Source organism: Leptospira noguchii serovar Panama str. CZ214 (assembly GCF_000306255.2).
Classification (GTDB): Bacteria; Spirochaetota; Leptospiria; order Leptospirales; family Leptospiraceae; genus Leptospira; species Leptospira noguchii.
In genome coordinates this window covers 181,196-205,842 of the sequence record NZ_AKWY02000020.1, presented here as the reverse complement: position 1 = coordinate 205,842, position 24,647 = coordinate 181,196, and the positions used below count along the sequence as shown (strand labels likewise).

The 24,647-nt window shown below is 35.2% G+C and carries 23 protein-coding genes; 13 read left to right on the top strand and 10 right to left on the bottom strand.

Annotated elements, in window-relative coordinates; genetic code table 11:
- Positions 1-636: 636 nt before the first annotated feature.
- Complete coding sequence (locus LEP1GSC059_RS09655) at positions 637-2,085, top strand: MBOAT family O-acyltransferase (RefSeq protein WP_020980671.1); 1,449 nt, start codon at positions 637-639, stop codon at positions 2,083-2,085.
- Here the strand turns inward: LEP1GSC059_RS09655 and LEP1GSC059_RS09650 are convergent.
- Positions 2,056-3,624 carry a hypothetical protein gene (locus tag LEP1GSC059_RS09650; RefSeq protein ID WP_017213431.1) on the bottom strand — a complete coding sequence of 523 codons (1,569 nt, stop codon included), beginning with the start codon at positions 3,622-3,624 and terminating at the stop codon, positions 2,056-2,058. The two genes, LEP1GSC059_RS09655 and LEP1GSC059_RS09650, sit on opposite strands and share 30 nt — an antisense overlap.
- A gap of 502 nt (positions 3,625-4,126) precedes the next feature.
- Between LEP1GSC059_RS09650 and LEP1GSC059_RS09645 the strand changes: the two genes are divergently transcribed.
- From LEP1GSC059_RS09645 to LEP1GSC059_RS09625, 5 genes are read left to right on the top strand one after another with little or no spacing between them, the layout of a single operon-like run.
- Positions 4,127-5,719 (top strand): hypothetical protein, encoded by a 1,593-nt coding sequence (locus LEP1GSC059_RS09645; RefSeq protein ID WP_020980673.1) that lies wholly within the window; start codon positions 4,127-4,129, stop codon positions 5,717-5,719.
- 51 nt (positions 5,720-5,770) lie between these two features.
- Positions 5,771-6,820 (top strand): aspartate-semialdehyde dehydrogenase, encoded by a 1,050-nt coding sequence (gene asd, locus LEP1GSC059_RS09640; RefSeq protein ID WP_002179712.1) that lies wholly within the window; start codon positions 5,771-5,773, stop codon positions 6,818-6,820.
- Positions 6,821-6,832: 12 nt separating this feature from the next.
- The gene (locus LEP1GSC059_RS09635; protein ID WP_020980726.1) at positions 6,833-8,794 is read left to right on the top strand and encodes a hypothetical protein; all 1,962 of its coding nucleotides are present in this window, start codon (positions 6,833-6,835) and stop codon (positions 8,792-8,794) included.
- A 38-nt stretch (positions 8,795-8,832) separates the two neighbouring features.
- Positions 8,833-10,293: a pyruvate kinase gene (pyk, locus tag LEP1GSC059_RS09630; RefSeq protein ID WP_004445967.1), complete on the top strand. Its 1,461-nt coding sequence runs from the start codon at positions 8,833-8,835 to the stop codon at positions 10,291-10,293.
- Positions 10,290-10,700, top strand: a complete 411-nt coding sequence (locus LEP1GSC059_RS09625) for a hypothetical protein (RefSeq protein ID WP_002179776.1) — start codon at positions 10,290-10,292, stop codon at positions 10,698-10,700. Before pyk ends, LEP1GSC059_RS09625 begins: the two co-directional genes overlap by 4 nt.
- Positions 10,701-11,304: 604 nt before the next feature.
- Here LEP1GSC059_RS09625 and LEP1GSC059_RS09620 read toward each other — a convergent pair.
- The 5 genes from LEP1GSC059_RS09620 to LEP1GSC059_RS09600 all read right to left on the bottom strand — a co-directional run bounded on the left by LEP1GSC059_RS09620 (position 11,305) and on the right by LEP1GSC059_RS09600 (position 14,005).
- A complete protein-coding gene (locus LEP1GSC059_RS09620) occupies positions 11,305-11,745 on the bottom strand; it encodes a DUF1761 domain-containing protein (protein ID WP_002179854.1) in 441 nt (146 codons plus the stop codon).
- A gap of 678 nt (positions 11,746-12,423) precedes the next feature.
- On the bottom strand, positions 12,424-12,882 hold the full coding sequence (locus LEP1GSC059_RS09615; protein WP_020980684.1) for a hypothetical protein: 459 nt from the start codon (positions 12,880-12,882) through the stop codon (positions 12,424-12,426).
- A 187-nt stretch (positions 12,883-13,069) separates the two neighbouring features.
- Positions 13,070-13,330, bottom strand: a complete 261-nt coding sequence (locus LEP1GSC059_RS09610) for a hypothetical protein (protein WP_017213437.1) — start codon at positions 13,328-13,330, stop codon at positions 13,070-13,072.
- Complete coding sequence (locus tag LEP1GSC059_RS09605; RefSeq protein WP_002179734.1) at positions 13,327-13,710, bottom strand: LBF_4227 family protein; 384 nt, start codon at positions 13,708-13,710, stop codon at positions 13,327-13,329. Before LEP1GSC059_RS09605 ends, LEP1GSC059_RS09610 begins: the two co-directional genes overlap by 4 nt.
- Before the next feature lie 16 nt (positions 13,711-13,726).
- The gene (locus LEP1GSC059_RS09600) at positions 13,727-14,005 is read right to left on the bottom strand and encodes a DUF883 family protein (protein WP_002179703.1); all 279 of its coding nucleotides are present in this window, start codon (positions 14,003-14,005) and stop codon (positions 13,727-13,729) included.
- A gap of 232 nt (positions 14,006-14,237) precedes the next feature.
- On the opposite strand from LEP1GSC059_RS09600, the gene LEP1GSC059_RS09595 reads away from it, so the two are divergent.
- From LEP1GSC059_RS09595 to LEP1GSC059_RS09585, 3 genes are all read left to right on the top strand, one after another.
- A complete protein-coding gene (locus LEP1GSC059_RS09595) occupies positions 14,238-14,651 on the top strand; it encodes a hypothetical protein (protein ID WP_001104042.1) in 414 nt (137 codons plus the stop codon).
- Between the two features lie 259 nt (positions 14,652-14,910).
- Positions 14,911-15,210 carry a 4a-hydroxytetrahydrobiopterin dehydratase gene (locus LEP1GSC059_RS09590; RefSeq protein ID WP_002179969.1) on the top strand — a complete coding sequence of 100 codons (300 nt, stop codon included), beginning with the start codon at positions 14,911-14,913 and terminating at the stop codon, positions 15,208-15,210.
- A 2-nt stretch (positions 15,211-15,212) separates the two neighbouring features.
- Positions 15,213-15,872, top strand: a complete 660-nt coding sequence (locus LEP1GSC059_RS09585) for a hypothetical protein (RefSeq protein WP_017213440.1) — start codon at positions 15,213-15,215, stop codon at positions 15,870-15,872.
- Positions 15,873-16,388: 516 nt separating this feature from the next.
- Here LEP1GSC059_RS09585 and LEP1GSC059_RS09580 read toward each other — a convergent pair.
- Together LEP1GSC059_RS09580 and LEP1GSC059_RS09575 are read right to left on the bottom strand one after the other, a co-directional pair.
- The gene (locus LEP1GSC059_RS09580; RefSeq protein WP_017213441.1) at positions 16,389-16,667 is read right to left on the bottom strand and encodes a helix-turn-helix domain-containing protein; all 279 of its coding nucleotides are present in this window, start codon (positions 16,665-16,667) and stop codon (positions 16,389-16,391) included.
- Entirely contained in the window at positions 16,664-17,389 is a 726-nt protein-coding gene (locus tag LEP1GSC059_RS09575; RefSeq protein WP_000849259.1) for a response regulator transcription factor, read from the bottom strand. The genes LEP1GSC059_RS09580 and LEP1GSC059_RS09575 overlap by 4 nt, the downstream gene beginning before the upstream one ends.
- Positions 17,390-17,617: 228 nt before the next feature.
- On the opposite strand from LEP1GSC059_RS09575, the gene LEP1GSC059_RS09570 reads away from it, so the two are divergent.
- Complete coding sequence (locus LEP1GSC059_RS09570; RefSeq protein WP_017213442.1) at positions 17,618-18,013, top strand: DUF4279 domain-containing protein; 396 nt, start codon at positions 17,618-17,620, stop codon at positions 18,011-18,013.
- An 898-nt stretch (positions 18,014-18,911) separates the two neighbouring features.
- Here LEP1GSC059_RS09570 and LEP1GSC059_RS09565 read toward each other — a convergent pair.
- On the bottom strand, positions 18,912-19,241 hold the full coding sequence (locus LEP1GSC059_RS09565) for a hypothetical protein (protein WP_017213443.1): 330 nt from the start codon (positions 19,239-19,241) through the stop codon (positions 18,912-18,914).
- 56 nt (positions 19,242-19,297) lie between these two features.
- Positions 19,298-19,519, bottom strand: coding sequence for a hypothetical protein (locus LEP1GSC059_RS21785; protein ID WP_081099763.1), 222 nt, complete (start codon positions 19,517-19,519; stop codon positions 19,298-19,300).
- 88 nt (positions 19,520-19,607) lie between these two features.
- Here LEP1GSC059_RS21785 and epmA point away from each other — a divergent pair, with 88 nt between their 5' ends.
- The 3 genes from epmA (at position 19,608) to LEP1GSC059_RS09550 (ending at position 24,521) form a co-directional block, all read left to right on the top strand.
- Positions 19,608-20,555 carry an EF-P lysine aminoacylase EpmA gene (gene epmA, locus LEP1GSC059_RS09560; protein WP_020980669.1) on the top strand — a complete coding sequence of 316 codons (948 nt, stop codon included), beginning with the start codon at positions 19,608-19,610 and terminating at the stop codon, positions 20,553-20,555.
- Between the two features lie 238 nt (positions 20,556-20,793).
- Positions 20,794-21,942, top strand: a complete 1,149-nt coding sequence (locus tag LEP1GSC059_RS09555; protein ID WP_020980698.1) for an OmpA family protein — start codon at positions 20,794-20,796, stop codon at positions 21,940-21,942.
- 305 nt (positions 21,943-22,247) lie between these two features.
- Positions 22,248-24,521 (top strand): aconitate hydratase, encoded by a 2,274-nt coding sequence (locus LEP1GSC059_RS09550; RefSeq protein ID WP_017213445.1) that lies wholly within the window; start codon positions 22,248-22,250, stop codon positions 24,519-24,521.
- The last annotated feature ends 126 nt before the right edge of the window (positions 24,522-24,647 follow it).

Genomic DNA, 24,647 nt, shown 5'->3' with positions numbered 1-24,647 from the left:
TTGGAAAGCAAATAAATACATAGGCCCCTATTGCGCGCTTAAATATTATTTATAATAATGGATTAAAAATAATCTAAAATAAAAGATTAAAATAATTATGAATTTTATGGGTAACATATTAAAAAATAAAAGTTCTCTATAATCAATACGAAGTGAATGATTATGTTGTGGTTCTCCAAACGAACCTTAAAGAAGTGAGTCCGTGTTGCCGTACTGGTTTTCTTGGCTCTGTCAAATCAAGAATGCCGGTATTTAGGAATCAATATTGAGTTTTTATTCGCCAAAATTTTCTCCACAAATTCGCGTAAAATAACAAGAATTATGGTGTAGGAACTTTCTTTTAGAAAAGTTATTTATACAGGGAAAAAGTAAAAAAGAATGCGAGATCATATTTTTAATTGTAGAAATTAGAGAATAAAATGTAAGCCATTTTTGAAAATTAATTCTCCATCTGTTTCATGGAAACGGTAGATTGAGGCAGTTTTGTTAATCACCACTATGGAATTTTTCAACAACTTCTATTATTACTTCGGGCGCTGCATAAAATGTAGTGTTGGCCAAATCGTAAAATGTCGGAACTGTTGAAAAACGGCTGAAAATTTTTTGTTTTACCCGAATTTTGGATACGATTTTTAGATGAATTTTACTACTCCGCAATACTTTCTTTTTTTTGTAATCGTTTGTTGTATTCGATGGATTCTTACTTGGACCTTTCTGAAAAAAAAATCGATTGTTCTTTATTTTTTACTTTGTGTTAGTTATTTTTTTTATTTTTCTTGGGACTATCGATTTGGAATTTTAATTCTTTTTACTACGGTTTTAGATTATTCCGTGGGAATGGCTTTGAATTTTCAAAAAACACTTTCAAAGCGGAAACTTCTTCTCGTTCTTTCCTTATTTGGAAATCTTTCTGTTTTAGGTTTTTTTAAATACTTTCATTTTTTTACAGATTCGTTTTTGATTTTGTTTCATTCTTTAGGTTGGGATTTTTCCGCACCGAGTTTGAAGGTAATTTTACCGGTTGGGATTTCATTTTATACGTTTCAATCGCTAAGTTATTCTATAGATGTTTATAGAAAACAGATTCCGGCGGAAAAAAATTTTTTCCGTTATGCGTTGTTTCTTTCCTTTTTCCCTCAGCTTGTCGCTGGTCCGATCGTTTCCGCGAGAACCCTTTTACCCGCTTTGCAAAATATGTTCTCTTGGAAATACGTTCCCATTCGAGAAGGACTTTGGTTGATTCTTTCGGGTCTTGTAAAGAAGACTGTGATTGCGGATAGAATTTCTACTATTTCCGACTTCGTTTATCAATTTCCGGAATCGGTTTCGACCCTTTTTGCTTGGATGGGGGTTGTTTCTTATTCCATTCAGATCTACTGCGATTTTTCGGGTTATACGGACATCGCGATTGGCTCAGCTCTTCTTTTAGGTGTTCGTTTACCTGAGAATTTTAGACTTCCTTACACTGCTATGAGCTTTTCAGATTTTTGGAGAAGGTGGCATATTTCTCTTTCCGGTTGGCTTAGGGAATATCTTTACATCCCTCTCGGAGGAAATCGTATTTCGAATTTTATTACGTATCGAAATCTTTTGATTACTATGATTTTGGGCGGACTTTGGCACGGGGCAAGTTGGAATTTTGTAGTCTGGGGTTTTTTGCATGGGTTTTTTCTTATTTTGGAAAAATGTGTCCAAGACTCGATCAATCTTTCTTGGAAAGAAAATTCTTTTTTAAGCCGCGGCATTAAATTAGTATATCATATTTTTGTAATATTTTCAGTTTGTTTGATCTGGATTTTTTTTAGATCGAAAACTTTTTCTGGATCGATTGGACTTTTGAAAACTTTATTTTCATTTCATGGCGGTATCGAGCCGACTTATACAATGCAGAATCAGTTTTTAATAATTTTGTTCTTTGTGTTTTTGGCTACTTGGATTGGAAAAAAAGAGGAGTTATACGGGGCTTTTTCCAATTTTAGAGAAAATCTGTCTTGGGTTTTATTTGCTTTTGCGAGCGTTTTAGGTTTTATGATTGCTGTGGTCTTAACCGCGGAATCAAAACCGTTTCTTTATTTTGTTTTCTAAAAAAGTTCTGCGTAGGGTATCTTTAATTATTTGATGATCATCCTTATAGAGATAAAGTTTTCTTTCTCCGCATTTGGTTATGGAAAATGGTCTTCCATAAATTTCCAATAAACGATCCTCTCCTAATCCTTCCGTAAAAACCGCAATAATTCCCGAACTATCTTTAAAATACCATTCTCTATTTGAAATCGTATGAGAACCTTCTAATGTTCCGTACGAAACATGAACCGACTGGACTTTTTCTTTGGAAAAGACCCGAATCTTTTTTGCGGTCCAAAAATCAGAAATGACAAGATAAATCGGGGTTTTTCTTGTTATTTCGTCTATACACAGCGCTTCCTGTGGTATTGTCCGGAAAAGTTTAAAAAACGTGTTTTCGATGTTTGGAGTCTTTTTTTGTCCGATTGTACATACGAATATAATAAAAATTAAAAGTGTTAGTAATTGTTTTGGAAATCCGGCTAAAAAGGCCAAAAAAAACGGAGCCAATATCAAGGAAGGTGTCGCATAACGCAGGCTATATTCATCTATATAAGATCCGGTTAAAATCGGAGAAAAAAATAGTATTACTAAAAAGAAAAATAAAAAAGAAATCGTTTTCGTTTTTCGAATTTTTATAAAACCGACTATCAAAGAAATGATTAGAATCAAAATTAGAATTGCGGCTATCGGTACGTTTTCTTGAAATCCGGAAAATATCCAGGTTTGTGCTTGGGTTAAAAAAAGAGTAACGTCTTTTGTTGCCTGAGTTATAGAATTTTGAATTGGAATTCTTCCTGGTTTTTCTATGAATAAAAAAGATTTTAAAATTCTATGTAAAATTAAACCAGCGATTCCGGATACGAATAAGATCTTTGAACTTTCAGGTAAAAAACGTTTCCATTTGGAATCGCTTTTTGTTTGAGTAATGAATGAAAATCGCGATTGTAATAGTCCTGCCATTATTCCTGGAATGATTAATTCTACGATTAGGATTTGATCAGATGCGATTGTAAGCGTGATCCATAAAGATAAAATCCATACTTTATGTTTTTGGAATGTTTTGTGGATCGTTGGCCAGACATATAATAAAGTCAAGAACGCGCTTAAATGGATGGAAGGTAAAAATAGGATATAAAGGGCTGGAAAATTTTTTGTCATTAAAAGTATAAACGACACTAAAACCAATACCCAAGATTGGATCCGTTTTGTTTCTTTTGGATTTAATGGTTTTTGTTTTATTTCCTCTTCTGCAAAAATCCAAAAACGTTCCATCAAAACCAAAAACAAGATCGTTTGTATGAATGCAAATGCGACTAACGCTTTTTGTGCGTTTTCGAAAATCAATAACAAAATAGAAATGATCGGAAGGTCTGGAAAGAAATAGGGAGAAGGAGTAAAAGACCATGAAAAAAAATCGCCCCCGTCTCTAAATACGTCCAACACAAGGGTTGGAAGATAGAGTATGTCCGAATTGAGGTAGATTTTTTCCGGACTGGAAGCCAAAGAAAAAAAAAGGGAAACTAAAAATAAAATCAGACTGAGTGTGTATTGTAACATTCTGTTAAAAAGTAAACTCGATTTGTAAAACGAATTTCTTTTCGAGTCAAGGGTAAAGCTAAAAAGAAGTTCCTGGACATAAAGTTTGATTTTAAGAATTTGTTGTTTTATCGATCTCTAAAAATTGAGTATTTTAAATTTTTATCGCAAAACCTTATTTAAGCGAAAAATGTCGGGATCTATTATAGTTCCGAGCAGTAAAATTCTATAAAGTGATGTGAGGCCAATGCGGAATCGATTGGATCTTTGAGCTAAATAGAATATTCCGATCTGTTGTGTTTGACACTGCTATAGTTTTGAAAAATTCTATAGCAGCGATTAACAAAATTGCTTCAATCGACCATTTCATGAAACAGTATGAAGAGGGAGAATTCGTTTTTCAATAACTTAAGCAGAATGTCTCTTTATGGGTCGAAATACGTTTTCACTTTATGATGAAGGTCGCCAAACAACACTTTTACGTAGAGATTTTTAGGATTTTTTATAAAAAGGAAGTTATACTTTGGATTTGATAAAAAATACAGTTTTTAAAACGACATCCAAACGAACCAATCACGGATTGATTTTAATCGTTGGATTTTTAATTTTATTTCTTTTAGATTTTTTTTTCTTTCGGGTTTTGATTTGGAAAGTTCCGAACGAATCTCCTTGGAGTTCCAATCACTTCTATAATTTTTTATACGAATATTTTTCTCTTCAAGAAAAACAAAAAAGAAATTATAGAATCCTAATTATAGGTTCTAGTATCGCTCATTATTCTTTCGATCGAAAATCTTTTGAGAAAGATATTTTCAAAAGATCCGGTAAAAATGTAGAAGTAGAATTTCTTTCCTATGCTGGAATGACTCCTTTGGACGCTTGGCTTTGTCGCCAAAAGATCGCGGAGTTAAAACCGGATTTTGTAATTTTTCCGATTAACTTTATCGACTGGAGATTACATCGTGCGTATTCTCTAAACCCAGAATATAAAAACGAAACGATCGATTCAAAAATTTTGCTTTTGGACGCGCTCGATTTTTTTGAAGCTCCTCAATCTAGATTTATCTTTCCTTTAGAAACTGCGATCGAATTCTTTTCGGAACTTGGATTTGCAAAAACCAGCGAATACGTTTCCGCGTTTCTTTTTGGTTTTTATCGTTACAAAGATGTTTTTTGGAAAAATCTTCGTTCTCTTTATGATCACCGTTATGGTAGAAATACTAGCTATCACGGATACAATGGAGTTCAAATTCCGGAAAGAGTAACTTCTCTGGGTTGGACCGGTAAGAAATTCTCTTTTATCCTTACGAAAAAGATGAAAACGGAGGGTTTTTGGGTTCAGATTGTACCTGAAATTCTTACGTCTGGTCCTTTGAAAATTACATTCAAAAAAAAGAATATAATTCAGTCTTTTTCTTTTGCAGAACCTGGTTGGAAGAAAATCCTTTTGGACAATTCCTTTGTGGTTGAAAGTCCAGATTTACTTATTACTGCGGAACTTTCTTCCACCTGGATTCCCTTTTTTGCGTTAGGAGAAAACAAGGACTGGAATTACGACCGGCTGGGGGTTAGGCTTCAACAAACTTTTGGAACCGAGATTCCTAAAAACGGTATGCAGTATACCAGAGAGGAAAGGCTCGAGGATATTCGTTATTTATATATGAGTGATCTAGAATATTCTAAATACTTTAATTTTAGATTGCTTGAAGATTTTGATCAAAGACCCGGGATCGGCTATTTGATTGCGCTCAAGGATGCGAAACTTAGAATTAAAGAAGAGAATTTTGTTCCAGTGTTACACTTCCAATATTTGCAGAAAATTTCCGGCTTTTTAAAAGAAAAAAAAATCCCTCTTTGGATCGTAAACAATCCTGAAAATCCGATCAGTTTAGATTGGTACGTAAAATCTAATTGGTATCAAGATCATCTTTTATTTTTAAAAGGACTTTCGGGGGATTTGGTTTTTTTTAGCGATTTAAAAGATTCTCTGTCCATGCAGGATTTTAGTGACTATCATCATTTTACGTTTCCGGGTATGATGAAAATGAGTTCGATTTATGCGAATGAATTCGTCAAAATTTCTGAAAGACAGAGTAGTAATCTTTTAAAACCATGATCTATAGCCGTATTCGGCGAATTACAGTTTGAGAGGCGTTTCATTTTATTTATGAGTAGGGTCAAAGTTGCCGTTTTAGGCGCCACTGGTTCCGTTGGTCAGAGGTTCATTCAATTGTTGGATCGTCATCCTTTTTTCGAAGTTACTCACCTTTGCGCTTCTGAGAATAGCGCCGGTAAAACATACGGTGAAGTAATGAAAACTCGGTGGAAAATTTCTTCCGATATTCCTGCCTATGCTAAAAATTTAGTGATCACTACTCCCGATCCAGCGAAAACAAAAGACGCTGTATTAGCTTTTTCTGGTTTAGATTCTAACATCGCCGGTGAAGTAGAAAAAAATTACGCGAACGCCGGCATTCATATCATTTCCAATTCTAAAAATCATAGAATGGACCCGACGGTTCCGATTCTTTCTGCGGAGGTAAATTCTTCTCATCTGGAAGTTTTAACTTCTCAAAAAACGAAAGGTAAGATCATTACCAATTCGAACTGCACGATCATGGGTGTTACAATTTCTCTCAAACCTCTTTTGGATCGTTTTGGAATTGAGTCCGTTATGCTCTTCTCCATGCAGGCGATCAGCGGCGCTGGTTATCCTGGAGTTCCAACGATGGATATTTTAGGAAACGTGATTCCTCATATCGGAGGTGAAGAAGAAAAAGCGGAGATAGAACCTCTTAAATGTTTGGGTAAGGTTGAGAATGGAAAAATTTTACACGCCGATTTTTCCATTTCCGCACATTGTAATCGTGTTCCCGTTTTTGACGGTCATACGGTTTGTGTTTCCGTTCAATTCAAAAAGAAACCTTCTAGGGAAGAAATTATTTCCTCTTGGAAAGATTTTTCTGGAGAACCACAGACGTTAGGCCTTCCTTCAGCGCCAAATCCGGTTATTCTTTTTAGAGAAGAAGAAGATAGACCACAACCTAGGTTAGATCTGGATACTGGTAAAGGAATGACTACGGTGATAGGCCGTCTCAGACCGGATCCTATTTTTGATTGGAAATATGTCGTTTTAAGTCACAATACAATTCGAGGAGCTGCGGGCGCTGCATTATTAAATGCAGAACTTCTTTACAAAAAAAATTTCTTGGGATAATAATGTCATTCCATGCTGGAACCTCAATCTCCTGAACTCAAGGTAGCGGATTATAATACCGCATTACAATTGACTCAGTCGCTTGAGGCCAGAAACGATTTTCAATATAAGAAAATTCATAAGCTTTTACTTGTCGTCTCTGATTGGACAGATAAGTTTCTCGCAAACAAGGTGCTTCCCAATGTGGATCAATTGTCTAAGGAATTGAGTCTTGATAAAGACAAGACCTTACAATTCCTCAAAGAACTTTGCACAAAATACAATCCCCCCATCATTAAAAAAATTTGTATGGTGGATTTAAATCCTAAGGGAGATATGTCCGACGGCACGATCGAATCTTGTCTTAAAATGAATTCGGTATTTGCCAGACCACAACTGACAGATACTTCTACAAGTCATCGTTACGTGGAGGGTATTAATCAACTTACATTCAATTCGATTTCGCGTTGGATTCGTGAAAATAGAACGTCTTTGGGTAAAAATGAATTTATCAAGCGGATTCATTCCGCAATTTTGGAAAATAAACTTTCTAGTACATATGCTTCCACAGAAATTGGTAATCTTTTCAAAGATCCATTTGACGTTAATCCCGAACTAAAACAGATCACGATTAATATTCATCTCAAACCCGTTCTAAAAAAATTAGTAGAACAAAAAGTTCTGTTCTTTTTTAGGAACGAACAGGCTCTCAATCCAGGAAATCGTTCCGTATTTTATTATAATATTCATGCAGAGATTTTAAATAGAATTGAAGCCTATAAGATTTTTCTAATGGATAATATCGTTCCAGAGTTACAAAAAATTGGTGCGATAGCTGTTTTATCCGACGAGGAAAAAGAAAACACTCGTTCTCTTGTCAATTCGATTATGCCGTATTTAAGTGCAGCGTATGGAGATCAAAAAACGGCAATGGAAGAACTGATGGTTATGCTTCACGTTGAAGAAGAAGATAAGGAAAAAAAAGAAAAAGAAGAAAAGAAAGTTAAGTTGGGAGAAATTGTAGATTACATTAAGTCCGCCAACCGTCTCGTAGATTTGAACTTTTTGCGCTTTCGAGGTCAACAGATCGAAGAAGAGATTCGAACTTTAGTTGCCAATCACGATCAGATTCTTCATACAGAGTTTGCGGATAAAAATACTCTTTATCATTACGTTCTTCATAAGCTTGCTGTTTCCGGAGCTATCGAAGCGGCGAGAAAAATTTTTGCTTCCACCGGAAATGATAACGAAATCCGAATCTTGGATCGAATGAGGATAAAAGACTTTATTGAAGATAAAGAGTTAGCGACCGCCTTTGATAAGTTAGAACTTTCTAGTTTATTTAAATATCTTCCTTTTTTTACGAGACTTTGGAGAAATATTTTTGGAAACGTTACGGTTCATAAATCCGAAGCCGATCAAATCAAGGCTCATAATACGATTGAGTTGAATAAAAAGATCATTGAAGTTAGGAGTAAAAAGATTCAAGAAGACGCGACTAAACTCGCAGAAAAAAGACTGAAAGAAAAAGATGCCAAAGAACTTGCGGAAAAAAATGTTCGTAAACAACAAACTACAAATCTGAAACAGGAAAAAACTCAAACTACGTTTAAGGAAGTAGATCCACAAAACGCAAAACTTTTAGAAAGGGTTTTAGATATTTTAGACGACTATTGGTCTAATCAACAATATCCGGATAGAAACATTCTTTTGTATGAGATGGATGGGGAAATAGACGAAGACGGTTTGATCAACTTTCTTAAAAAATTCGGGAAAAATGATATTTATTCTTTTATGGTAAGAAATCAGGAAGATAAGTACACGTTTCCGATTTTGATTACAAAACGTTATTTAAAGAAAAAAGGAAAGGAGCTTTTAGATAAAGTTTCTTCGATCATAGACGAACAAAAAAATGCAAGTATGCCTGATCAGGATTTATTTGACTTTTGTATTTCTCTCGAAGCTTTTTTGCGCAAAACCCTACCTAAAATCTGAATTGTCCTAAGTTGCGCTCTCCCGAATAAAGGTATTACATGAAGAGCGAATCCTCTGTTTTTAGAAAAACCAAAATTATCTGTACAATTGGTCCTGCGACCTCGGACAAAAAAATGATTCAGGCTCTTGCCGAAGCCGGAATGAACGTGGCACGTTTGAACATGTCTCATGGAAACCACGACTTTCACAGAAGTATTATTCGTAATATTAAGTCTCTCAATAAGGACGTATTGAAAAACCCGATCGCAATTTTACTCGATACACAAGGACCGGAAATCAGAACAGGGGATCTTCAAGTGGATCATCTAGATCTCAAAGTAGGAGAGACATTCACCTTCCATATTATTCCAGGAGAAGAATCTGAAGAGCAATCTGTGTTCGTAAATTATAAGGATATAGTTAAGGATTTAAAAGTAGGGGATCCAGTAACCGTGGATAACGGTTTGATCAATCTTGTCGTAGAAGAAATCAATGACTCTGCTCTTAAGTGTAAGGTGTTAGACGGTGGAAGGTTGGGTTCTAGAAAACATATCAATCTTCCGGGAATTCGGGTCAATCTTCCTTCAATTACTCCAAAGGATCATAAAGATATTTTGTTCGGATTAGAAGAAGACGTAGATTTTATCGCACTTTCTTTTGTTCGTTCTGCGGAAGACATCAATCAGTTAAAACAAATTATAGAAGAAAATGATGGGCACGCTCAAATTATCGCAAAGATAGAAGATCAAGAAGCGGTGCGTAATATGAAAGAAATCGTGGAAGCCGCGGACGGAGTGATGGTTGCAAGAGGGGACTTGGGAGTAGAAGTTCCGATCGAAGAATTACCGATTTTACAAAGAGCCATTATTAAAGAATGCGCTCTCAAAGGAAAAAGGGTGATTGTTGCCACACATCTTTTAGAATCTATGATTCATAATCCCTCACCTACAAGGGCAGAGGTGACCGACGTCGCCAATGCAATTTATGAAGAAGCGGATGCGATTATGCTTTCGGGTGAAACCGCAGCAGGTAAGTTTCCGGTTCGTTGTGTGGAAATGATGGATAAGATCGCACAACGTGTAGAAAAAACCGGTGGTGTGGATTACGTTAAGGATAAAATTCCGCAGGATAAAAAAGAGCAGATGGCGAGAGCTGCTGCAAAACTTGCAGATTCTCTAAAGTGTCCCGCGATTATAGTAATTACAAGAAGGGGAACCACCGCGTTGAACGTGGCCGGTTTTCATCCTCATTATCCTTTGATTTATGCGTTTACTAACATGACCACTGTTAGGCGAAAGCTCTGGTTGACTCGAGGAGTGATCCCGCATAGAATCGATTTTTCCAAAGATCCTGAAAAGACGATCCGACTTGCAATCGAAACTTTAAAAAAAACGGGAAGGATTGAAGACGGGGATCAGGTTGTAATTTTATCGGACATCATTGCGGGAGAGGATCGAGTAGAAACGATCCAAATCCGAGAAGTAAAAACGTATTTTAATTCGGAAGTGGAAAAACTTTGAAACTGAAGATTCCTTTAATTTTATCTTCCTTATTTTTAAGTTGTTGCTTACAAAATCGAAAACCTTTTGATTTTCAACATGCCAATATCAAATCAGTAATATTTCGTAATTCTCAATTTGAATTTCTTAAGAACATAAAAACGGAATCTGAAATTGCAGAATTTAAAAGTCAATTGATGTTTCTTGAGACTGTTACTGAAATACCTCAAGACTTTGGGAGAAATTGGACACACAATATTGACATTGAAGTAGATGACGATCATCGTAGAGTTTATAGTGGTAGGTGGCTTTATGATACTCGTGAAGGTAATTTTGCACATCTCAATTATCAATTAGAGCCATGGTTTAAGTTGAAAAACTATAAAGAATTTAATGAATATTTAATCCGAATAGGCGTTGTCCCATAAAATTGCCCGCGCTTTTGATTATTGGGAAAACTTAATATATAGATTCTTATATAAATCATCTTACGATTTCTTAAAGGATTATAGCCATTTACAATGGTTATCAGTAGAGTTGTTGAAAAATGAATCGCCACTTAAGTTTCTGCTTCATGGAAATGGTCGATTGAAGTAGTTTTATTGATCGTCACTATGAAATTTTCAACAACTCTAATATTTTAACGTAAGTTCGGTCTAAGAAAATCTGGGCGAATCCGGCTTGCCTAAGGCAAGCCGGACCGGGCTCTCCGCTCTGGTAAATAAATTGTATATAGGAAATAGGATACAAGAATCGACTTTAGTTTCAATTTATTTACCTTGCATCGATCCCTTTCGCGTTATTTTAACTGTCTTAAACTTTGGTTCTTGGAAAACACAATTAAAAAGTCCGTAAGTAAAAAGATAAAGTCGAATGAATATTTGTTTTAACTCCGACAAAGGTGTTGTAGTAAAAATTGTTTGGAGAATTTTTTCAGTCTGGTTCTGAAAAATCGAAATCCTTATATTTATTTCTAGAATACATTCAAATTATTTAAAATACAGTTGAAACAAATGCAAGGAAAAACGGAAATTATCTCCAATAAGAAAGAATCATCGCAACCGCTTGGAGAGCAATCAAGTTGTAACCAGCGCTGATGAAAAAAAATCTCCAAGATCTGCCTTCGAATGCGACCACATTGAGAAAAACGGGAAGATAGAATCCGATCCAAGTATAAATTCCGGAATAGAATCCGTATACCCAGGCGGCTTGGTCTTCTCCCGCGTTCCAAGAAGAGGCCCTCCATACGTTCGTAGTATAAAACAAAACATAAGCGGTGAAAAACGAACCGATTACCATGATTCCCATCGCTTTCCATATTTCCTTTTGTTCGGGTTTGAAATCCAAAGGAATATTCATTTCCTTTCTCCAAACCTTACCAAAGATCGGTCCGTACCAAAGGGACCCTATGATAAAGTTGACAACGACCGCGACTAACACCGCTAAAAAGTTGATATGTAATTCTGGATGCATAATTATTCTTCCTTTTTTAAAAAGATATTCGTAAAATGGAATTAAGCTGATGTCAAGCGCTTCTTTCAAAGAATCCAAATCAAAAATTTTCTTGGTTATTCAATTTGTCTGTAAGCATATATTCAGAAATTATAAAGTTTATTATTTAATTAACGTGAGTTCGGCGTAAGAAAATCTGGACAAATCCGGCTGCCACAAACAGCCGGACCGAGTTTTAAACTCTGGTCAATAAATTGTATATAGTAAAGAAGACACAACAATCTGCTTTAGTTTCCTCGCATCGATCCCTTTCGCGTTATATCAAATTCAAGTTAATTATCTAATGCCTTTTCTCGTAGCTTATTGGGATATAAATCAAATTTACATCGATGAACTCTAATCTTGTCCTTTGTAAGGAATTAGAAAAAACAGTTTTTGGTCTCGCAAAACAGAGCTATACCTATCAATAAAAAATTTTTCAACAACTCTATTTATGCAAGTCTCAAATTTGACCATGAAGGCTTAAAAATTAATTCAACCAGACTTTGGTCTTTATAAGGAGATGAAATTTGAGAATTTTGATCGAGGATGTATGATCTTTTCCGAGTACGTAACAGAATCTAATTGATAATCATCCTCAAAAATTAGTTTTCTGACTACTTTAGAAATGAGGTACAAACATATTCGAGAAGTTGAACGTTATGATTGTTTTAAGCGTTTTTTATAGTCGATTAAAAATAAGAATATACCAATACCGTAACAAGGAATAGCCCAGGCAAACCAAAGTAATCTTAGATGCCACATTTGTATTCCATTGAATAAATAACCTCCGCATTCAAAATCGATATATCGACTATGAAAGGGTATAACAGGAACAAAATAAGTTAGCACATCGGCGGCATGATAAAATTGTTCTTTTAAAAAAAAATACCACAAAGAATTTCCTAACGCACCAACTACGAAAAGCAAAAATAAAAATCGGAAAACGTTTTGTAATTTCAATATTAGATCAGTCTTACTCCATTGAAATAGAAAAGCGAATCCTGTTAGGGTAAGGGAGATTACTATAAAAACGACTGCGAAGGAAATTCCTCCAAAAATGATATAAAAAAATAATTCTACAATCTGTTGCAAAAATATATCGGTCAAAGTATTCATACGAAGATTCTAATGAGTTATATAATAGGCGGCATGATTTTCAGACTTTATCGTTCACTAATAGTTTCAAATACTTATGAAATAAATTAGAGTTGTTAAAAAATTAATTTTCTTCCGTTTTTTCATTAAAACAAATGGGAAAAATCGTTTATAGATATGGGTTTTTTCAAAAATTCTATTTAAAAAATCAAACGTCCTCCGGAAGATCTACGTTATCCGGAACCTTCAAAAAAGACTGAAGAAATTCTCCTATCCCGAACTTCTCAAGTGCATCTAAAACCATACCTGTATAATTAATTGAAGATTGAAATTTCTCAAATTCTAAACGAACTCTGAGTTTTTGAATGTGCAGATAGAGTTTCAATTCTTCTAAACTCATATCAGAAGGATTTTTTCCGAGAAATTGATCGCTTCCTTCAAATGGATTTAGATCCGGAAATTCTTTCATAATCGATCCTTTATCTTAAAAGAAGAGGCTGCGAGCCAAAGAAAAAAAAGAGAAAGAAAAAAACTCACAACACCAACTCCTAAACTAGAGAGTAAAAGATCTCCGCCTGAGATTCTATGTAAAAAAATAAAAAAGGCTCCTAAAAAGCCTAAAGAACCAAACGCAAGAAAGAGGAATCCGATCTTCAAAAAAATGTAGGCTTGAAGTCCCGCTTGAAATCTTTTTGTTAAAAATTTTTGTCCGTAGAGAAGAAGGGTTTGGAAGTATTCCAAAATGGAATCTACCAAAGCGAGAAAATGCGACTTGAGATCGTTTCCTCTTTTTGTATATTCGTTGTTATGCGATTCCTTTGTGGAATCTGATTTTCTTTTTTTTGTCATTGATTGAAACGATATTTTATTTTCTGCGGATGAGCATTCCTACAAGTAGTCCGATTCCAAGTCCTACTCCTAGGCCAATCAACGCTGCCTTTTGTGGGTTTTCTTTGATATAAGCTCCGGTTTCGTCAATAACTTGTTTTGCCCTTTCGGAAGTATCACCCGAAATTTGTTTGATTTTTTCTTTAAAATCGGATACGTGTTCCAAATATTCTTCGCGGGCTTTTCCGGTGATTTTTTTTGCCTTGTCTTTTAGAGACTCTACTTCCTCGTTAAAATCTTCTGTTTTGGATGCCATTGTTTTGTTTCCTCCCGATTCTTTTTCTAAGTTTTCCGTTGAGGAATCAACTACTTTCGCCGTTTTGGAGGTAGGTTTTTTCTCTCGAATTTTGAGGTCTAATAAAAAGGATGGAAAAATTCATCTAAGAAAAAATGAAACGTCTCCGATGATTAAATCCTAAAAAAAATTTATATAAGATCGAAACGTTTCAAGGTGAAAAATTTTTTGCAAAAAATGATGGAACAAGCGTATGAACTGGATTATGAAATTGATTCGTCTGAGAAGACGTCAAAAACAAAGAATCTTCAATAAAGCCTACAGACAAGCATTGAAGTTGATGAAAAAAGAATTTAAGGCGGAAAGGGACCGCCATCTACAAGCTGAAAAAGAACTGGAAAAGTATTATAGAAAAGACGTGGACAGCGAGGCTAAAAAAACCAGAAAGAAAATTCAAGAATTAGATAATTTTAAACTCTTACTAGAAAGAAGAGAAATGGAATTGGATTCTAAAATCGTATTTTTAAACGAACAACTTCAAAAGATAGAAGAATTAAAAGCAAGAATGGACGGAGCGGTCAATCTGATGGCAAGAGCCGGTTCTCTTTCCAATGGTGCGATAGACGACGCTGAAAAAATCAAACAAACCCTAAAAAAGGTTTTTTAAGTTAGGCGAAATCTACCTGAATTGCTGTTCAAAGAGCAGTAGCGGCAAAAGACAACCTTTCTTTCCCTTCAGAAAAGTAATTAAAGAAAGCTGCATATAAAAACGCGATTTAACAAAAAAGAATTCCTGCTGCAGTGTGAGTTCCCACATTTCAGTTTTTTGAATACAAGATTTTTACCGGAATGTCAAATCCTAAGTTTTCTTGTTTTATAATAAAACTATAATAAAATAAAAATATAATACATTGCGGGAGATCTTTATGGGCGATTTAAATAAAGCAGACTTAGAACTTTTTAAACAAAAACTTCCTAGTGACTGGGAAATCAAGTTTCAAAAGGAAGTTCCATTTTTATCCAAGACATTTTCATTTTCAACTTATTTAAGCGGATTGGAGTTTGTAAATTCTCTTGCACATATCGCTGAAAGATTGAACCATCATCCGGATCTTTTTCTAAGTTATCGAAAGGTTACGGTGGAAATTTTCACACATTCTAAAAATACGATCACCGATTTGGATCTTCGTTTTGCGGAAGAATGCGAAAAAATACGCCAGGGCTAAAAATGTTACAATTTTTGAATGTGATTGAAGTTAATCCATATGACTATTCTGAAAAAGAGTATGATATACCGGATACAACTAAAATTGAAAATCCGGAAGAATGGAATGAATTTTGGCTTCAGTGTATCTCCGATCGGAATTTAGGAAATTTAAAGTCGATTTATCAAGGTTCTTATTTAGTGGATATAAGAACAATCGATGACTTTGAACTAGAAACCATTTTAAAAACAGAACTAGAAGAAGTTGAATTTGACGAATACGAAGACCAAGTTGGAAGTTTGGATGGAGGAATTGTTATAAAAAGTGGAAATTCAATTATCATAACTCCTATGTGTTGTGGAGATATTGGGAATCTTAGAGAATGGGAGAAAATTTTAGAATCACAAAACAGCATTTGGAAACAATTGTGGATTGGACATCCTTGGATATTTTACAGAAGAGCGAATGGATTTATAGAAATTTCAAATTATACAGAATCCAATCTTGACGATTTCAATGATATTCAAGCGAAATATAAATTACCCGAAAAAGAATTCGTTTTAGAGCTAAGAAAAATAAGAGAACAACAAAACGAATTCGAAAATCAAATCTATCGAATATTAGATAAGATGAAAATTACCAAAGCAAAAGAAATTGCAAAACTGTTGACTGGAAATCTATAATTAACGTGAGTTCGGCATAACAAATGCGAAAGCTATTATTATGCTGCGATCCATAGTGAGCAGCATTGAGTTTATTATTCGCCCCAATTTTCTTACGTCGAACTCACGTTAATTACAATAAAACTATGTCTTTATTGTAATTTCGCTTTTTCAATTGAGCCGTTAATTTACTCAGTGGTTTAGAGGCATTTCGTTTTTTCCAAAAAAACATCTTTAAGTCTGAAATCAAATGTTTATCTATTCTTTACTTAGACCGAATTCACATTAGATTTTACTTATAGAAAGTTCTATAACTTACCAATTGACATCAGGACAAAACGTATATCGTAAAAAAAATACACTCATTTTTGATAAATCACGTGAGTTTGACGTAAGACAATCTGGGCGAATCCGGCTTGCCTTAGGCCGCCGGACCGGGCTCTCAGCTTTGGTCAATAAATTGCATACAGGAAACATAATATAACAATCGTCTTTAGTTGCAATTTATTGACCTCGCATTGATCCCTTTCGCGTTATTTAGTTTTCCTGAAAAAGTGTTAAAATAGCGAATAACACAAATAAGTTTAAATTCATCTTTCTAATAACGGGAGAAGCCGCCATCAGTTGCAGAATATCGAATTCTTTTCTGGAAATATTTACTATATTGTCTTTGAGAGTTACTCTTCTGCGGACCGGATCAATTTTTAAAGCGCCAAAGTAGAAAAAGAATATAATTCTAACCCATAAAAAAAGCCCGTATGAACCGGGCTTTGAAATTTTAAAAAGTACGGGAGAACTTTTTAAAGTAGAATTCAATCAGGGATAACAATGTTATCATAATTGTCAGTAAATCTATAACCGATTCCCCAGATCGTTTCAATCCATTCTGGTTGAGCTGAATTTTTTTCTAGTTTAGAGCGGATTCTTTTAACATGAGAATCGATCATTCTTTCAAAACCATCCCATTCCATTCCCCAGACCGCTTCTAAGATCATTTCTCTGGAAAAAACTTTTCCGGGAGAAGCCGCCATCAGTTGCAGAATATCGAATTCTTTTCTGGAAATATTTACTATATTGTCTTTGAGAGTTACTCTTCTGCGGACCGGATCAATTTTTAAAGCGCCTCGGATGATTTCGCCGCTAGCACCTACGTTTGGTTTGATTCCCGCTTTTTTATCCCATCTGCGAAAGAATACATCTACTCTTGTCTTGAGTTCTCGAACGGAAAACGGTTTTGTGATATAATCATCCGCGCCTAATTCAAGTCCCATAATTCTATCGATTTCTTCGTTTCTTGCCGTTACTATAAAAATAGGAGTATTTTCGTCATTTCGTCTAACGGTTCTACAAACTTCGATTCCATCTATGTCCGGAAGAGAAAGATCTAAGATAACCATGTCAGGATGATTTGCTTTGTAAAATTTAAGACCTTCTTCTCCACTTGTTTGTAGTGTTGTCGAATAGTGAGCCGAATCCAAGGATTTTCGAATTAAATTTCCAATATCCGGATCGTCTTCTATAACTAAAATTGTTTTCATTGCCAAACTCCCGTGAAATAATTAGAGGATAAAATTACCTTATCTGCAACAGATAAAACCAATGAAATGTTAATAAAGGAATTTTTTTTGTTCGCTATATTTTTACCAAATCTCTTATCGATTTTCGATTTTAAAGATCGAAGTTTTTTTAAATAACTGTGGTAAAAACGTAGATTGTGTTAAATTAATATCAAATATCATTAAAGTTCGAAAGTGTGTAAAAAAACTATGAGCAATCCACTGACATGGGTGATTCTTTCCGTAAACGAAGACGATCTTGATTCTGAATCGGTGACTCGTGAATTAGGCCTTGAACCTGACTTCAGTACTCCGATAGGCGTCACCGATAAGGAAGGCAAACCTCTCGGTTTTGGTCATTGGCAACTACATTCTACCTTGAACGCTCAAGAGCCTTTAGAAGAACATATCTTACAGATATTGGAAAAGGTATTATCTTCGCGCCATAAGGTAAAGGAATTTGGAACTAAACATTCCCTTTGTTTGTACGTTTCTGTAGAGTTTTCGGATTCTTCAAAACAAGAGACGGAAATTTCTTCTCGTATTCTTTTGCTTTTGGGAAATTTAGGAATTAAATTGGTTTTCCAACCTTGGCAGAAAGAATGATTCTATTTATCAAATAACTGTTAGTTGATAAATAATTTTTTTATATTAAAATTTTATAAAGTACTTAAAATAAGTTTATGTAGAAAATTAGAAAAATGAAGCCACTGTAAAATAGACTTTTTACTGATTCTGATAGAATGTTATCACTCCTAGGACTCATGAAAATGGTACTAAAAATAAATAGGTAATTTTGCGAAGATGTAGAAATACTCAAAAATTGCGCCTAACTCATAACTTTTTGAAGGAAATCCCACATTCTAATTTTTTTGGAAACAAATCATAGTACTATTTTCATACATCTGAGTAGTAATTTTGAAATAAATTACCGTCTAACTTGAGTTTGGTGTAAGAAAATTGAAAAGAATAATAGAATTGTTAAAAAAATCCAAATCTGCGACTAACCAAAACGGATTTATCGATTCGTTTTAATGGAAAAACGCAAGAAGACTAATTTTTCAACAGCTCTAATCTAAAAAAGGTAACATTTTGAATAATCTGATGGGTAAAAAATAGTAATCTTTTTGAAAGTGTGGGAACTCTTACATAAACACTGGTGCTAAAAAATCTATTTTATACCTCAATACAAATCAATGAGACTTAATTTGTAGGAACTGTTACAAACCTAGATTTTGCAGTTAAACTTTGAAAATGTAGGGACTTTTACTTTTAGAAAATTATCTATTTTTTTTATATCGAATTGTAAACTAAATTACCATTTATATGGAATTCTAGAAACTCAATTTATAGAAATCAGTAAAATGCCGTAGATTTATTTTTTACTATTGGGACTGTTTACAAACTTTTATATTTTCTGAAATTACGATGAATGTAGACTAACGTTCTTTTTTGAGAGATTCTGCACGACTCATTTGTGTTCTATGTTTTTGAAAGAAAATGTTTAGGAAAGGATTAGAATGACACTGTCCATTTTATAGAATTGAATTAGTTTTTTTAAAGAGCCGCTTGCTCCCGATATAACTAACGTTCTATTTTTAAGTCTAAGATCAAACGCAAAAGAAATCAGTTTCATTACGGCTGGAAGGGGTAGGACCTTGACTTCATTTAGATTGATTTTCACATGGAGATTAGACTGATAAAATAAAAGAGCAAGTACGGATTTCAATTCGTCTAAAGCTACTTCGTCAAAAGATGAAATCAAAGGGGTAACTTCCGTGGTTTGACGGTTTCTTTTAATTTCAAAACGTTCGTATCTTTGGATCGGATTCATGTCGGATCTTTTTAAAATTTTGATTCAAAGAAAGAGTTTTCTTAAGAAATGAAAATTCAACGACAATTTTTTAAATGGATCCTTTCGTTTTTAAAGAAAATGTGGGAGCTACTATTTAACGTGAGTTCGGTATAAGAAATCTGTTCCTTAAAATTTTGTTTTACCGCGAAAAAATGGGTGTGGGAACTCTTACAAAACCTTGAAATTACCGTAAATACTAAAATGTGGGAACTACTACTTATTATTAAGTGGATTTTGGTTTTCTTAGAAGAAGAGATCTTTTCGTATTTGTAAGAGTTCCCACATCTGAAAATTTTGAAAAATTCAATTGCTCTTTTAAATCATAAAGAACCGACAAGAAGTAACATGAACGAATTGAGTCAGGAAATTTTAATCCAGAGAGCCAAGTTTTTATCCGTTCTTAGAAAGTTTTTTGAAAAAAGAAATTATTTAGAAATAGATACTCCTTGTCTGAAATCTGTTCCTTCCATGGAACCCTATTTGGATCCTTTTTTAGTAAGATCTCCTTCCGGAAAAGAAAAAGGATATTTGATTACTTCTCCCGAATATTCCCTTAAAGAGGTATTGTCCAAAGGACTAGAAAGAATATACGAAATTACTCATACGTTTCGCTCCGGAGAGGAGGGGAGTCCGTTTCATAGTGCTGAATTTTTAATGTTAGAATTTTATACCGTTGGGATTTCACTCGAAGGTTTGATGGATTTTTGCACAGATCTTTTAGAAGTATTAGATCAAGAATTTCATTCTTACGGATTTGATCGCAATCAGGTTCAAAAAATATCCGTGGAAGAATCTCTTAAGAGATACGCTTTTTGTGGAATTTCTAAATTGGAACTGGACAGAGTGATCACGGAACATACGTTAAGCGAAATTCCAGCGGAAAAAAGAGCTTATGAAGATTCGTTTTTTATTGTATTCTTAAATCTTGTTGAAAAACATTTACCAAAAGGATTCACTTTTTTATATGATTATCCTCCGGAGTTAGCGGCTCTTTCTAAAATCCGATCCGGTTTCGCAAAACGTTTCGAACTCTATTTCGGAAATTTAGAGTTGGGAAATGCGTTTGAGGAATTGACCGATCCGATTGAACAGATTTCACGGTTTCATTTTGAAAAGGAACTGAGGAAAAATTTAGGAAAGGAAGTTTTTGCAATTGATTCCGGTTTGGAACGGGCTCTTCAGGAAGGAATTCCAGATTCCTGTGGGATTTCGATCGGCTTGGATAGACTTTTTCTCTGTATTTTAGGAGGAAATTCTCTGCGAGAAGTTAGTCCTTACTATGGTAAATTTTAGGATTGGTCGTAAGGCTGACCTATAATAAACTTAGTAGAACGTTGCCTCGCAGGCGCTTGACAGACCGTGTTGAATGCAAGCTACGCTCTCTATGGATCGCGTCAAACTCAGCAGAACGCTCTCTATGGATCGCGTTCTAGATCAATTTTTGAATGGTTGATACCGAATTTATAAAAAAGAATAAAACTTTAGTTGCAGGGAATAAATTCTTCTCTAAATTTTGGTGCGGTAAAAGATTATGGCGAAGAAAGAAAACTACTATATTACCATCAAAGGTAGAAAATACGATCGTAAGTTGATCCAACTTGTGGAAGAATTCACTTCCGGTAAACGGGACGGTAGGATTTCGATCAACGACGCAAAACGTCTTTTAAAAATTGTCAAGGATAACAATGCTTATACGGACATAGAAAAACATACGATCGAATACATTCGTGAGAATTATAAATTCACCGAAAAATCGGACGAATGGTTCCGTTCAGAAATCCGTAAATGGGCTGCTAAAAAAGTGCAAGAAGCTAAAAAGAAAAGTAATGTAGAATCCATTGTGATTGATGATTCTGAGGTTCCGGAAGTAAACTTTCCTTCTAGTTGGGGGGAAGACAAAATCGAAGTTGTTGAAATCACAGAAACTTCTACGAGAGGCTGGAGAGAAAATTCAAATCTTTCATCCATAACTTCTCACTCTAAAAAAAATAAAAGAATCGTTCCTACTTTAATTTTTCTTTCTGGTCTTTTGATTTTACTAGGTTTGGTTTATTTTTTTCGAACCTTATTTTATCGAGAAAATTTCGAACAGATCGTAAAAGTGGAATCTACGATCGTTTCTGATCCAAAAGAAAAACAATCCGACGTTTCGACGGAAAAAGTAAAATCTATAAATACAAAGGAAATCAGAAAAAAAAATGTAAGATCTAAAAAAGAAGAATCGGAAATCCCAAAAAACGCTCTTACAATTTTAAAACCTCAAATTGGAAAAAAGTTAGAATCTAAATCCTTATTTTCCTCGTTCGCTTCCACAGAAGAATTTTCTTCCAATCCTCAATTTAGAGAAATTGAATCTAATGTAATTCGTTTTGAAAAAAACAGCATTCAGATTCATAAAGAGTCAAGGCCAGGTCTTAATCGCCTGTCTCGCTGGATGAAACAAGATTCTTCGATCCGAGTTAAAGTTATTGGTCATACTTCTTTGGAAGGTACCGAAGACACCAATCAAAAAGTTTCTTTGCTTCGTGCACAAACGGTCCGAGATTATATTGCTGGGAACGGTATTTCCAAAGATCGTTTTGAAATTATTCCTAAAGGTGCAAGTGTTCCTATCGGCGATAATTCTAAGGAAGAGGGGAAGGAAATGAATCGTAGAGTGGAGCTTAGAATTTATAACTGAGGATTCACTCAAATTTTTTTGTCGATTTTAACCTGAGTTGATATAAGAAAGTTTGGTTGAAAAACTCAGACCGTGTTTGAATTCGTAAGTGTAATGATTTGCTTTTGCATTGGTGAATCAGGTTTTTAAGTGGCAAGTTGTAAAATTCTTTTCTAAAGCTTTCAAAACCCTATTTTTCAATCTTCCTCTGAAAAATCCTATACAAACTAAATGCTTGCAACAGCATGAATTTTATAACTTGTCCTATTTTGTTGATGAACTGGAAGGACAACTCGTAGAAGGGCAGGTTCACTCAGGAGAAAACAATGGCATTCGATATAGAAATGATTCGCTCCCGATACGATAAGATCGGGGGCCTTGTTACAAAAGCAAGAAAAGTCGTTGGAAGACCTCTTACTCTTACCGAAAAAATTCTTTATTCCCATCTCTGGGATGGCGAACCCAAAACCCATTATGAAAAAGGAAAGTCTTACGTGGATTTTGCGCCTGACAGAGTTGCGATGCAAGACGCTACGGCTCAGATGGCTCTGTTGCAGTTTATGTCTGCGGGTAGAAGTAAGGTCGCAGTTCCGTCCACCGTTCACTGTGATCACCTGATCCAAGCGAAAGATGGTGCGGCAGAAGACTTAAAAACGGCAAACACGGTAAACAAAGAAGTTTACGATTTTCTTTCTTCCGTTTCTAACAAATACGGAATCGGTTTTTGGAAGCCGGGTGCTGGAATTATCCATCAGGTCGTTTTAGAAAACTATGCCTTCCCAGGCGGAATGATGATCGGAACCGATTCTCATACTGTAAACGCAGGTGGTTTAGGTATGATCGCAATCGGAGTTGGTGGTGCCGATGCCGTAGACGTTATGGCTGGTATGGCTTGGGAATTAAAATTTCCAAAACTCATAGGTGTAAAACTCACAGGTAAACTTTCTGGTTGGGCTTCTGCAAAAGATATTATCTTAAAAGTTGCTGGGATTCTTACCGTAAAAGGTGGGACCGGTGCAATCGTGGAATATTTCGGCGAAGGGGCAGACAGTCTTTCTTGCACTGGTAAAGGAACGATCTGCAATATGGGCGCGGAGATAGGAGCCACTACTTCGGTGTTTGGTTATGATCGGAACATGAGAGAATATCTTTTAAAGACAAATCGTAAAGACGTCGCCGATCTTGCAGATAAAATTGCGGAACATTTAACCGGGGATAAAGAAGTATATGCGGACCCTTCTCAATATTTTGATCAGGTTATAGAAATCAATTTGTCGGAACTCGAACCTTTTATCAACGGACCTTTTACTCCTGACCTTGCGACTCCTCTTTCTAAGTTTAAGGAAGCGGTTCAACAAAACGGTTGGCCTACCAACTTAGAAGTAGGTTTGATTGGTTCTTGTACAAATTCTTCTTACGAAGACATTACCCGTGCCGCTTCTGTAGCAAAACAAGCGGCGGATAAAAACTTAGAAGTAAAGGCAGAATACACTGTAACTCCAGGTTCGGAAATGATACGTTATACAATTGAACGTGACGGCCTGATAAAAACATTCTCAGATATAGGAGGAGTGGTTCTTGCAAACGCCTGCGGTCCTTGTATCGGTCAGTGGAGCCGTCATACAAAAGATCCTGAGAGAAAAAATTCGATCATCACTTCGTTTAACAGAAATTTTGCGAAACGGAATGATGGTCTTGCGGGGACTCACGCATTTGTTGCGTCACCCGAAATTGTAACCGCTTTTGCGATTGCTGGTAAATTGGATTTTAATCCGATTACAGATTCCTTAAAAACCAAGGATGGAAAAGATGTAAAATTGGACCCGCCAACTGGTCTTGATTTTCCTCCAAACGGTTTTGACGTAAAGGACGCCGGTTTTATCGCTCCTGCTGCGGACGGTTCTAAAGTAAACGTTGCGGTAGATCCTAAATCGGATCGTCTTCAGCTTCTTGCTCCATTTACTCCTTGGGAAAAAACGGACTTAAAAGGTTTGAAACTTCTCATCAAGGCCAAAGGGAAATGTACTACGGATCATATTTCTATGGCGGGTCCTTGGTTAAAATACAGAGGACATTTAGACAATATTTCCAATAACCTTTTGATCGGAGCGGTGAATTCGTTTAACGATAAGACCAACGAAGTCAAAAATCAACTTTCAGGAAGTTATGAGTCAGTTCCTCAAACTGCAAGGGCTTATAAAGCCAAAGGAATCGGGTCCATCGTAGTAGGAGATGAAAACTATGGAGAAGGTTCTTCCAGAGAACACGCTGCAATGGAACCTAGACATCTTGGAGTGAGAGCGGTTATCGTAAAATCCTTTGCTAGAATTCATGAAACGAATTTAAAAAAACAAGGGATGCTTGCTCTTACGTTTGCGGATAAGTCGGACTATGATAAGATCCAAGAAGAGGACTCTATTGATATTTTGGGTCTGACTTCTTTCCAAGAGGGAGTTCCTTTGACTCTCGTATTACACCACAAAGACGGTTCTTCTGAAGAGATTAAAGCCAATCATACTTTTAACTCACAACAGATTGTTTGGTTCAAAGCGGGTAGTGCGCTTAATTTAATCAGCGAAGAACAAAAGAAAAAAGGATAACTCGCGAAAGATTTGTTGGTGTAAATTTCTAAGTTTTCCTTTTAAATTTCAATTGGAGTTTGAAAGGAAAACTTTTATCTTTAAAATCATACAACTGCACATAACGTATTTTTGTTCGGGGGTTAT